The 11086-nt window shown below is 57.9% G+C and carries 8 protein-coding genes, 3 rRNA genes and 1 pseudogene; 9 read left to right on the top strand and 3 right to left on the bottom strand.

Annotated features, from left to right (window positions below; genetic code table 11):
* Positions 1-86: 86 nt before the first annotated feature.
* Complete coding sequence (locus AC1VVG_RS00130; protein ID WP_482835065.1) at positions 87-350, top strand: hypothetical protein; 264 nt, start codon at positions 87-89, stop codon at positions 348-350.
* Positions 351-468: 118 nt separating this feature from the next.
* Positions 469-786, top strand: coding sequence for a hypothetical protein (locus tag AC1VVG_RS00125; RefSeq protein ID WP_343727525.1), 318 nt, complete (start codon positions 469-471; stop codon positions 784-786).
* Positions 787-1047: 261 nt separating this feature from the next.
* On the opposite strand, the gene AC1VVG_RS00120 is transcribed toward AC1VVG_RS00125, so the two are convergent.
* The 3 genes from AC1VVG_RS00120 to AC1VVG_RS00110 all read right to left on the bottom strand — a co-directional run bounded on the left by AC1VVG_RS00120 (position 1048) and on the right by AC1VVG_RS00110 (position 2882).
* Positions 1048-1227, bottom strand: a complete 180-nt coding sequence (locus AC1VVG_RS00120) for a hypothetical protein (protein WP_175904953.1) — start codon at positions 1225-1227, stop codon at positions 1048-1050.
* Between the two features lie 378 nt (positions 1228-1605).
* Positions 1606-2364 (bottom strand): anti-sigma factor family protein, encoded by a 759-nt coding sequence (locus tag AC1VVG_RS00115; protein ID WP_367190038.1) that lies wholly within the window; start codon positions 2362-2364, stop codon positions 1606-1608.
* The gene (locus AC1VVG_RS00110; RefSeq protein WP_034188234.1) at positions 2361-2882 is read right to left on the bottom strand and encodes a sigma-70 family RNA polymerase sigma factor; all 522 of its coding nucleotides are present in this window, start codon (positions 2880-2882) and stop codon (positions 2361-2363) included. The genes AC1VVG_RS00115 and AC1VVG_RS00110 overlap by 4 nt, the downstream gene beginning before the upstream one ends.
* Positions 2883-3040: 158 nt before the next feature.
* On the opposite strand from AC1VVG_RS00110, the gene AC1VVG_RS00105 reads away from it, so the two are divergent.
* From AC1VVG_RS00105 to AC1VVG_RS00075, 7 genes and pseudogenes are all read left to right on the top strand, one after another.
* Positions 3041-4129, top strand: coding sequence for a catalase family peroxidase (locus AC1VVG_RS00105; RefSeq protein ID WP_301742676.1), 1089 nt, complete (start codon positions 3041-3043; stop codon positions 4127-4129).
* Positions 4129-4659, top strand: coding sequence for a cytochrome b (locus AC1VVG_RS00100; protein ID WP_175904955.1), 531 nt, complete (start codon positions 4129-4131; stop codon positions 4657-4659). Before AC1VVG_RS00105 ends, AC1VVG_RS00100 begins: the two co-directional genes overlap by 1 nt.
* Before the next feature lie 575 nt (positions 4660-5234).
* Positions 5235-6767: ribosomal RNA gene (locus AC1VVG_RS00095) — 16S ribosomal RNA — on the top strand.
* Positions 6768-7161: 394 nt separating this feature from the next.
* Positions 7162-10043, top strand: a 23S ribosomal RNA gene (locus AC1VVG_RS00090).
* A gap of 121 nt (positions 10044-10164) precedes the next feature.
* Positions 10165-10277: ribosomal RNA gene (rrf, locus tag AC1VVG_RS00085) — 5S ribosomal RNA — on the top strand.
* Together the 16S, 23S and 5S rRNA genes form the textbook arrangement of a ribosomal RNA operon.
* 77 nt (positions 10278-10354) lie before the next feature.
* Positions 10355-10582: pseudogene (locus AC1VVG_RS00080) on the top strand (cytochrome b); the annotation flags it as partial.
* A 153-nt stretch (positions 10583-10735) separates the two neighbouring features.
* Positions 10736-11086 (top strand): nucleotide pyrophosphohydrolase, encoded by a 351-nt coding sequence (locus AC1VVG_RS00075; protein WP_482835063.1) that lies wholly within the window; start codon positions 10736-10738, stop codon positions 11084-11086.

The following is an 11086-nucleotide window of genomic DNA, read 5'->3' as shown; positions in this document are numbered from 1 at the left end:
CCAAGTATTAGAACAACGGAGGCTTGATGCCGTTAGTGCATTGCTCGTATCACGGATGCTGTGGCGGCGAGCTTGTTACGCGAGCCGTGCTCCATCTCGTCAATGATCGTCAGAACTGGAGGGATGATGACGGCGTCGTGCCTTTGACGCTTGTTCGCGACGAGATCGAATATCCAGGTTTCATGCTTGAATCGGAGAGAGGGAATATCGCCAATTTGGGAGGCACGTACGAGGATGGTGATGTTTATCGCTTCAGCGATGACGAATCGATGGAGGCGGCGATCGGTTTACTGACAACGACCTGCAGCGCTTGCCTTCGTGAATTTAGGGCACGGTCCGAGACACGATAAGTGATGCCAGTGTGCGACATGTGCTCACGCGGCGCAGATACCCAGCAACGACCAAGCACCTGCGCGCTCTTTGACCGGTACGTTCGCCGGATATGGAGCCAATATTTCCCAGAGCACGATGATCAAATTGAATTTTGGCAGGGTCCATCGCTGTTCCGTCCAGCTCAATACCGCGACGCTGCTCGGCCTGAAGGCCGCCTATGAGGACTTTGCGAAGACCGGGCAGGACCTGCGCAACTTCGAGATCTACATCGAGGACGAAAGTGCCGCCAGGTTCGACCCAAAGCCCGAGGACGCAGTCATCGGCGTAACGTTCCTGGCGAAGATGCCCCCCGGCATGCGCGGACTTGGCAACGCGAGCCCGCTCGGGACGTCGATGACGTATGTCGTCTCTCCGGAAACCGGCGAGATTCTCGGGATTCATCTGACCAAGTGACTTTCGCGGTGGTGAGGGCGGTCAGCCTCCCTATGTGGATAACCGCCACACAAACCGACACGAAACGCTGTGGCGGCAAAAGATGGGCATGCGCCCGCATCGCAAGCGGGGTGCGGATGTCGGCGAGTTCCGACCGCGATGAGCCGATCAGCATGCCTGAGCACACGACTGGACGAAGAGCAGCAGGTCCTGCGATCTGAGCGCGTGCGGAATATGCATCGCGTGTCGTGTGCTGGTCGGCGCCCCGTATGTGGATAACCCCTACACCCAACCAGTCGGATCGCTGTGCATTGAGCCGGTGAGCGCCTTGCGTTCGCCCACACGAAACAGGCCGGACGCGTTGTCTGGCAAGGCTTTGCCGAAATAGAGCGGATGATATGGAGAGTGCTCGCGCAATCCGCCGTGATTGAATGCCTTGTGGATATCGAGAAGCCAAGACACTCGAAATCCTGTGCAGTCAACGGGTGAGGGTAAGCGAATTCGGTGCGGATGTTCGCGTTATCTCACGGGGTGTGGATATCGCGCGCCGAAACAACCCGAAACGCTGTGCCGACCAAAGGTGAGTGAACCAATCGATGTCCGCATGGAGCATAACCATGATGGATGTGGACATCCTGCTCCGCGGCAACTCGAAACCCTGTGATTCTAAAGATGAGGGTACCGAATACGCTCTACCGATGTGGAAAACCAGCCGGCACAGCCAGTCGGAACGCTGTGCAATAAACCGACGAGTGCAAGGGTACTCAAGCCCGCCGAGCCACACCGCATAAGGCCCTGCCGCCAACCACCGATCTCCAGCCGGGCGCGCATCCCACCACTTCAAGTCTGCTGATCAAGCGCCTGCACGACCGCCTTCTCCCCGAGGCTCCCGGCCGGCCCGACCACCGCATAGTTGAGCCCGTTCACCGACCCATACCGCGCGAGCAGCGCGCCATCCATGCGTTGCCCATTCGGCAGCAGCCGATGTTCCGATTCCGCCGGCCGGAGATAGAAGCTCAGCGTCTGCCCGGCGTCATTCTGATAGAGCACCATCGCGGCCGTGGCGCCACTGTCCGTCGTGAACAACCGTCCGCCGACGGGCCGGAACCCCGCCGCGCTCAAATCCGGCAGCTTCGCCGATGCGCCCACGCCTTTGGTGAGCCATCCCTGCAAATCGCCCGCACCGGTCGGCCGGTAGTCGACCTTGGCCGTCCGATCGACCACCATCATCCGGTAAGCCTTGACCGCATCGCTCATCGGCGCGATGGGCGGCGCCGCGTTCCACCCGCGCGCCTGCCATCCGCCGAACGTCCCGAGCCCGACGCAGAACACGAACGAAGCCGCCATCGCGAACCGCATCCGCGAGCGTTCCGCGCGCCGGCCGCGAATCGCCGCCGGATCCAGCGCGGGGTTGTCGGGCGGCATCCGCACGCTTTCCAGCGCGGCCCGCAACCGCTGCGCATCCTGCTGCCATTGCTTCACCTGTTCCGCGCGCTCCGGATGCAGCGCGAGATAGCGCTCGACCGCGGCGCGCGCATCGTCGTCGAGCTGGCCGTCGACATAGGCGTGAAGGTCGTGTTCGTTCGGAGGCGTGTTCATTTCTTCATCAATCGCAAGGAAGGAGCGGGAAGCTCGCCGTCGCTGAGCTGGCGCAGCGCCTGGCGCGCGCGGGAGAGCCGCGACATCACGGTGCCGATCGGCACCTCCAGCAGGTCGGCGGCTTCCTGATAGGTGAAGCCCTCGACCGCGACGAGCAGCAACAGGCTGCGCTGCTCGTCTGGGAGCCGGCCAAACGCTTCGAGCGTCGCGCGTGCCGTGAATTCGCGTTCGGCGGAGGGCCAGTGCGCTTCGTCGTCGTCCTGGATACGGCCGAGCAGCCACGCGTAGCGCTTCGCGCTGCGTTTCCCGTCGAGGAATTGCCGATACAGGATCGTGAAGAGCCAGCTGCGCAGCGACGCGTCGTCGCGACGGCTCGTCCAGCGCGACAGCGCGCGCTCGAGCGTCGACTGGACGAGATCGTCGGCTGCATGGACGTCGCGCGCCAGCCAGAGCGCGAAGCGTCGCAGCCTGGGGATGAGTTCGCGTAATGCTTCGTCGTCGAGGGCGGTGGAGGGCATGGCCGGGCCGGTTGCCGAAAGGGTCGTGGATGCCGCGTAGGACGTCGGCCGGCATCGATTATTCCCTCCAGCATAGGAAAATTTTTTTCGTGGAATAAAGTGGCGCGGGCGGCGTCCTACGCGGGTTCGACAATGATCTGACGATCGGGAGCGCATTCATGAAGCAATCTTCCTCTTCTTCGCCGCAGCGCGAGCCCGGGCGCGGGTGGTGGCGCTGGGCCGTGATCGGCGGCGCGGTGGCCGGCGTGGCCGTCGCGTTCGGCTATGCGGGTGGCTGGCTCGCGCCGGCCCGTCTGACCCCGCAGCGGCTCGTCGACGCGCTGCAGACCAACAGCGGCGTCCATCCCGGCTTCCGGCGCAATCACGCGAAGGGCGTGTGCGTGACCGGCTACTTCGAGGGCAACGGCGCCGCGAGCGCGTATTCGGTCGCGCCGTTCTTCAACGCGGTGCGCACGCCGGTGGTCGGCCGCTTCGCACTGCCGGGCGGTAATCCGTACGCGCCCGACAGCAGCGTGCCGATCCGCAGCCTCGCGCTGAAGCTCACCGCGCCGGACGGCGAGCAATGGCGGACCGGGATGAACGCGATGCCGGTGTTTCCGGTCGCGACGCCGCAGGCATTCTATGAGCAGACGCTCGCGACCCGGCCCGATCCGAAGACGGGCAAGCCCGATCCGGCGAAAGTGAAGGCGTTCTTTGGCGCGCATCCGGAGGCGGGCGCGTTCCTGCAATGGGTGAAGGGTGCGAAGCCGAGCGCGAGCTACGTCACCGAAAGCTATTACGGATTGAACGCGTTCTACTTCGTCGACGCGGCCGGCAAGCGCCAGGCGGTGCGGTGGCGGGTCGTGCCGGAGCAGACGGCCGGCGCCGGCGACGTCGCGACGGCCGCGGATCCGAACGTGCTGCAGCAGGACGTGACGCAGCGCATCGCGGCTGGCCCGCAGAAGTGGAAGCTGCTGGTCACGCTGGCGGAGCCCGGCGATCCGGTGGACGACGCGACGAAGGTCTGGCCCGCGCAGCGCACGACGATCGACGCGGGCACGCTCGTGCTCGACCGCGTGGAGGCGCAGGACAGCGGCCCGTGCCGCGACGTGAATTACGACCCGACGGTGCTGCCGCAAGGGATCCAGGTGTCGGGCGATCCGTTGCTGGCGGCGCGCTCGGCGGCCTATGCGGATTCGTATCTGCGGCGCACGAGTGAAGAGGCCGGGGTGGCCGGCGTGGCCAGGTTGAGTTCGGAGGGACGGTGATGAAGGCTTCTACGACGTTTGGTTTGCCGGCGCGGGTGCTGCATTGGGTGATGGCCGCGATGATCCTCGCGATGCTGTTCATCGGCGTGGGGATGGTGGCGTCCGTTTCCGAACGGCACGAGATCCTGGTGGCGATTCACAAGCCGCTGGGTGTGGCCGTGCTGGTGCTCGTGTGTGTGCGGATCGTGGTGCGGGTGCTGTCGAAGCCGCCGGCGTTGCCCGAGGATCTGCCGTGGTGGCAGAAGGTGGCCGCGCACGGGTCGCATCTCGTGCTGTATGCGCTGATGGTCGCGATGCCGCTGATCGGCTGGGCGATGCTGTCGGCGGGCGGGTATCCGGTGACGCTGGGCGGCGGCGTGCAGCTGCCGGCGCTGGTGTCGGCTGATCCGGTGACGTTCGCGTGGCTCCGGGTCGCGCATCGCGTGCTCGCGTATCTGTTCTTCCTGACGTTCCTCGCGCACTTTGCGGCGGCGCTGTATCACGGGCTGATTCGGCGGGATGGCGTGGTGAGGGCGATGGTGGGGCGGTAATCGACGGAAGCTGCGTTCGATGCGGCGGGGCTGTTCAAGGGCGACCGAGGCGGCGCCTGCCGTGTCGCCTGTATACGAGCACCGGGAAGGCTGAGCGGTCTCCGCCCTGGCATGTCAAAAATATTTCACAAAAGGGGTTGCGGAGACCGGGGCAGATGCATAGAATCACGCCTCTTTCGCGCTAACCGAAACACGGCGCGGGGGAAGAAGAGGGAAGCGGTGCTGTTGAAGTCGGTTTTATCGATTCCAGTGCACGCGAAATTAAACCGCAGTCGTCGCAACGAAGTAGTTAAAAAAGTTGTTGACGAGTCTCAAAAAACGGTTGATAATCTCGCTTCTCTGCTGCTGAAAACGCAGCGCTGCCGGGAAACACGAAGTTCCTCGCAGATTGCTCTTTAAAAATTAACAGCCGATAAGTGTGGGCGCTTGATGGCAGCGAGCTGATCCTCGGATCAGATAGCGAAAGTATCAAGAGTCTCACACTAAAGTAAGTCAGGTTTATGAAGTGATTCATATTCCTGTCAGCTTTGAGTGAGCGACCGGTTCTTAACCGAACCGAAAACAGTAACAGGTTTAAACTGAAGAGTTTGATCCTGGCTCAGATTGAACGCTGGCGGCATGCCTTACACATGCAAGTCGAACGGCAGCACGGGTGCTTGCACCTGGTGGCGAGTGGCGAACGGGTGAGTAATACATCGGAACATGTCCTGTAGTGGGGGATAGCCCGGCGAAAGCCGGATTAATACCGCATACGATCTACGGATGAAAGCGGGGGACCTTCGGGCCTCGCGCTATAGGGTTGGCCGATGGCTGATTAGCTAGTTGGTGGGGTAAAGGCCTACCAAGGCGACGATCAGTAGCTGGTCTGAGAGGACGACCAGCCACACTGGGACTGAGACACGGCCCAGACTCCTACGGGAGGCAGCAGTGGGGAATTTTGGACAATGGGCGAAAGCCTGATCCAGCAATGCCGCGTGTGTGAAGAAGGCCTTCGGGTTGTAAAGCACTTTTGTCCGGAAAGAAATCCTTGGCTCTAATACAGTCGGGGGATGACGGTACCGGAAGAATAAGCACCGGCTAACTACGTGCCAGCAGCCGCGGTAATACGTAGGGTGCAAGCGTTAATCGGAATTACTGGGCGTAAAGCGTGCGCAGGCGGTTTGCTAAGACCGATGTGAAATCCCCGGGCTCAACCTGGGAACTGCATTGGTGACTGGCAGGCTAGAGTATGGCAGAGGGGGGTAGAATTCCACGTGTAGCAGTGAAATGCGTAGAGATGTGGAGGAATACCGATGGCGAAGGCAGCCCCCTGGGCCAATACTGACGCTCATGCACGAAAGCGTGGGGAGCAAACAGGATTAGATACCCTGGTAGTCCACGCCCTAAACGATGTCAACTAGTTGTTGGGGATTCATTTCCTTAGTAACGTAGCTAACGCGTGAAGTTGACCGCCTGGGGAGTACGGTCGCAAGATTAAAACTCAAAGGAATTGACGGGGACCCGCACAAGCGGTGGATGATGTGGATTAATTCGATGCAACGCGAAAAACCTTACCTACCCTTGACATGGTCGGAATCCTGCTGAGAGGTGGGAGTGCTCGAAAGAGAACCGGCGCACAGGTGCTGCATGGCTGTCGTCAGCTCGTGTCGTGAGATGTTGGGTTAAGTCCCGCAACGAGCGCAACCCTTGTCCTTAGTTGCTACGCAAGAGCACTCTAAGGAGACTGCCGGTGACAAACCGGAGGAAGGTGGGGATGACGTCAAGTCCTCATGGCCCTTATGGGTAGGGCTTCACACGTCATACAATGGTCGGAACAGAGGGTTGCCAACCCGCGAGGGGGAGCTAATCCCAGAAAACCGATCGTAGTCCGGATTGCACTCTGCAACTCGAGTGCATGAAGCTGGAATCGCTAGTAATCGCGGATCAGCATGCCGCGGTGAATACGTTCCCGGGTCTTGTACACACCGCCCGTCACACCATGGGAGTGGGTTTTACCAGAAGTGGCTAGTCTAACCGCAAGGAGGACGGTCACCACGGTAGGATTCATGACTGGGGTGAAGTCGTAACAAGGTAGCCGTATCGGAAGGTGCGGCTGGATCACCTCCTTTCCAGAGCTTCTCGCACAAGTTGAGCGCTCACGCTTATCGGCTGTTGATTAAGACAGAAAGACTGTCTGTTAGAGGTTTTATCGGCTATAATGCCGGCCGCTTTCGATAATCTTCAATGAAAAACATTCGAATGATGATTTATTCGAGTCTTTCTCATTGGCGATTGAGCCAGTCAGAGGATATCAACGGATATCGGCTGTCGTTCTTTAACAATCTAGAAGAAGTAAGTAATTTGGATAGCGGAAGCGTCTTGAGATGGACGTGGAAACTATCCGGGTTGTGATTGTATCGATGTATCTCAAGATGATTCGAACTCTATGTTTGACTCAATTGGAATACGGCACAACGCGAGAACTCAACCTGTAGCGGCTGTCGAGAGACAGACTCGTTATAGGGTCAAGCGAACAAGTGCATGTGGTGGATGCCTTGGCGATCACAGGCGATGAAGGACGCGGTAGCCTGCGAAAAGCTACGGGGAGCTGGCAAACGAGCTTTGATCCGTAGATGTCCGAATGGGGAAACCCACTCCTTTTGGAGTATCCATGGCTGAATACATAGGCCATGCGAAGCGAACGCGGTGAACTGAAACATCTAAGTAACCGCAGGAAAAGAAATCAACCGAGATTCCCAAAGTAGTGGCGAGCGAAATGGGATGAGCCTTGCACTCTTTATTTGTATTGTTAGCCGAACGCTCTGGAAAGTGCGGCCATAGCAGGTGATAGCCCTGTAGGCGAAAACAGTATGAAAGAACTAGGTGTGCGACAAGTAGGGCGGGACACGTGAAATCCTGTCTGAAGATGGGGGGACCATCCTCCAAGGCTAAATACTCGTGATCGACCGATAGTGAACCAGTACCGTGAGGGAAAGGCGAAAAGAACCCCGGGAGGGGAGTGAAATAGATCCTGAAACCGCATGCATACAAACAGTCGGAGCCTCGTAAGGGGTGACGGCGTACCTTTTGTATAATGGGTCAGCGACTTACGTTCAGTAGCAAGCTTAACCGTATAGGGCAGGCGTAGCGAAAGCGAGTCCGAATAGGGCGTTCAGTTGCTGGGCGTAGACCCGAAACCAGGTGATCTATCCATGGCCAGGATGAAGGTGCGGTAACACGTACTGGAGGTCCGAACCCACTAACGTTGAAAAGTTAGGGGATGAGCTGTGGATAGGGGTGAAAGGCTAAACAAACCTGGAAATAGCTGGTTCTCTCCGAAAACTATTTAGGTAGTGCCTCGTGTCTCACCTTCGGGGGTAGAGCACTGTCATGGTTGGGGGGTCTATTGCAGATTACCCCGCCATAGCAAACTCCGAATACCGAAGAGTGCAATCACGGGAGACAGACATCGGGTGCTAACGTCCGGTGTCAAGAGGGAAACAACCCAGACCGCCAGCTAAGGTCCCCAAATATAGCTAAGTGGGAAACGAAGTGGGAAGGCTAAAACAGTCAGGAGGTTGGCTTAGAAGCAGCCACCCTTTAAAGAAAGCGTAATAGCTCACTGATCGAGTCGTCCTGCGCGGAAGATGTAACGGGGCTAAGCTATATACCGAAGCTGCGGATGCGAGCTTTGCTCGCATGGTAGGAGAGCGTTCCGTAAGCCTGCGAAGGTGCGTTGAAAAGCGTGCTGGAGGTATCGGAAGTGCGAATGCTGACATGAGTAGCGATAAAGGGGGTGAAAGGCCCCCTCGCCGTAAGCCCAAGGTTTCCTACGCAACGTTCATCGGCGTAGGGTGAGTCGGCCCCTAAGGCGAGGCAGAAATGCGTAGCTGATGGGAAGCAGGTCAATATTCCTGCACCATTGTTAGATGCGATGGGGGGACGGATCGCGGAAGGTTGTCCGGGTGTTGGAAGTCCCGGTCGCTGCATTGGAGAAGGCGCTTAGGCAAATCCGGGCGCGTAATTCAAGGGTGTGGCGCGAGCTCCTTAGGGAGCGAAGCAATTGGAAGTGGTTCCAAGAAAAGCCTCTAAGCTTCAGTCTAACGATGACCGTACCGCAAACCGACACAGGTGGGCGAGATGAGTATTCTAAGGCGCTTGAGAGAACTCGGGAGAAGGAACTCGGCAAATTGGTACCGTAACTTCGGGATAAGGTACGCCCTTGTAGCTTGACTGGCCTGCGCCAGGAGGGTGAAGGGGTTGCAATAAACTGGTGGCTGCGACTGTTTAATAAAAACACAGCACTCTGCAAACACGAAAGTGGACGTATAGGGTGTGACGCCTGCCCGGTGCCGGAAGATTAAATGATGGGGTGCAAGCTCTTGATTGAAGTCCCGGTAAACGGCGGCCGTAACTATAACGGTCCTAAGGTAGCGAAATTCCTTGTCGGGTAAGTTCCGACCTGCACGAATGGCGTAACGATGGCCACACTGTCTCCTCCCGAGACTCAGCGAAGTTGAAGTGTTTGTGATGATGCAATCTACCCGCGGCTAGACGGAAAGACCCCATGAACCTTTACTGTAGCTTTGCATTGGACTTTGAACCGATCTGTGTAGGATAGGTGGGAGGCTATGAAACCGGAACGCTAGTTTCGGTGGAGCCGTCCTTGAAATACCACCCTGGTTTGTTTGAGGTTCTAACCTTGGCCCGTGATCCGGGTCGGGGACAGTGCATGGTAGGCAGTTTGACTGGGGCGGTCTCCTCCCAAAGCGTAACGGAGGAGTACGAAGGTACGCTAGGTACGGTCGGAAATCGTGCTGATAGTGCAATGGCATAAGCGTGCTTAACTGCGAGACCGACAAGTCGAGCAGGTGCGAAAGCAGGTCATAGTGATCCGGTGGTTCTGTATGGAAGGGCCATCGCTCAACGGATAAAAGGTACTCTGGGGATAACAGGCTGATACCGCCCAAGAGTTCATATCGACGGCGGTGTTTGGCACCTCGATGTCGGCTCATCTCATCCTGGGGCTGTAGCCGGTCCCAAGGGTATGGCTGTTCGCCATTTAAAGAGGTACGTGAGCTGGGTTTAAAACGTCGTGAGACAGTTTGGTCCCTATCTGCCGTGGGCGTTGGATATTTGAAGGGGGCTGCTCCTAGTACGAGAGGACCGGAGTGGACGAACCTCTGGTGTACCGGTTGTCACGCCAGTGGCATCGCCGGGTAGCTATGTTCGGAAGAGATAACCGCTGAAAGCATCTAAGCGGGAAACTCGCCTTAAGATGAGATATCCCTGGGGACTAGATCCCCTTGAAGGGTCGTTCGAGACCAGGACGTTGATAGGTCAGGTGTGTAAGCGCAGTAATGCGTTCAGCTAACTGATACTAATTGCCCGTAAGGCTTGATCCTATAACAAGTCTGTTTTACAGACAGCGGTTGAATGACCGCGATGTGCTGATACGCACAACCCCAAAATTACTGCTTCTTCCAAGATTGGTTGTGCTGCGAAGCAGCGCGACAACCCTCTTTGCCTGATGACCATAGCGAGTCGGTCCCACCCCTTCCCATCCCGAACAGGACCGTGAAACGACTCTACGCCGATGATAGTGCGGATTCCCGTGTGAAAGTAGGTAATCGTCAGGCTCCCTAAGCCAAGAACCCCCGCCCGAAAGGCGGGGGTTTTTGCATTGGCGCGGCAGAAATGTGTGTGGTGCACTCGGCATGGGGCGCCTCTCGTGCTGTATGCGCTGATGGGCACGATGCTGCTGATCGGGTGAGCGATGCTATCGGCGGGAGGGTATCCGGTGACGTTTGTGTGGCTCAGGGGCGTGTATCGGGTGTTGGCGTATCTGTTCTTTGCCACGTTCCTCGCGCACTTTGCTGCTGCGCTTTATCACTGGTTGATTCGGAGGGATGGGGTGGTTGGGCGATGGATGGCGGGGAGCTGAGGGAGAGCGAGAGGATTCTTATCTCGAAATTGTGATATTTTCCAAATTCCTATAACGGTCCTGCCGTTTCTATAGGCCTCGAAGGGGCTAATTCCATGGCGACCCGAGAGGCCTTTCTATTGAAACTTCGTATGCAGCCCAGCGGAGAAAAAAGTGGAATTGGAAGAACTTCGCAATGTGCTCCGACAGTTTGTAGCGGAGCGGGGTTGGCAGAAATTTCACACGCCCAAGAATTTGGCGGCGGCGCTGAGCGTCGAAGCTAGCGAGCTGCTGGAGCCGTTTCAATGGCTTGATTCCGGGGAGAAGGTCGAGCTTTCGGATGACCAGTTGACAGCGATCCGTCATGAGATGGCAGACGTCCTTGCGTACCTGGTGTTGCTGGCGGACCGGTTGGAGATAGATCTCCATAAGGCTGCGCTGGAGAAAATTGAAATTAATAAAAAGAAATATCCAGCAGAAAAGGTGTACGGAAAATCAAAAAAATACTCTGAATACGGGGATTGA

The sequence above is a fragment of the Burkholderia sp. L-4 genome (assembly GCF_056856535.1).
This window is presented reverse-complemented; position numbering and strand designations above follow the sequence as displayed.

Bases quoted from the DNA above. Each gene is read 5' to 3' on its own strand.
- AC1VVG_RS00125 (WP_343727525.1), top strand. From the start codon at position 469: ATGATCAAATTGAATTTTGGCAGGGTCCATCGCTGTTCCGTCCAGCTC.
- AC1VVG_RS00115 (WP_367190038.1), bottom strand. From the start codon at position 2,364: ATGAACACGCCTCCGAACGAACACGACCTTCACGCCTATGTCGACGGC.
- AC1VVG_RS00110 (WP_034188234.1), bottom strand. From the start codon at position 2,882: ATGCCCTCCACCGCCCTCGACGACGAAGCATTACGCGAACTCATCCCC.
- AC1VVG_RS00105 (WP_301742676.1), top strand. From the start codon at position 3,041: ATGAAGCAATCTTCCTCTTCTTCGCCGCAGCGCGAGCCCGGGCGCGGG.
- AC1VVG_RS00100 (WP_175904955.1), top strand. From the start codon at position 4,129: ATGAAGGCTTCTACGACGTTTGGTTTGCCGGCGCGGGTGCTGCATTGG.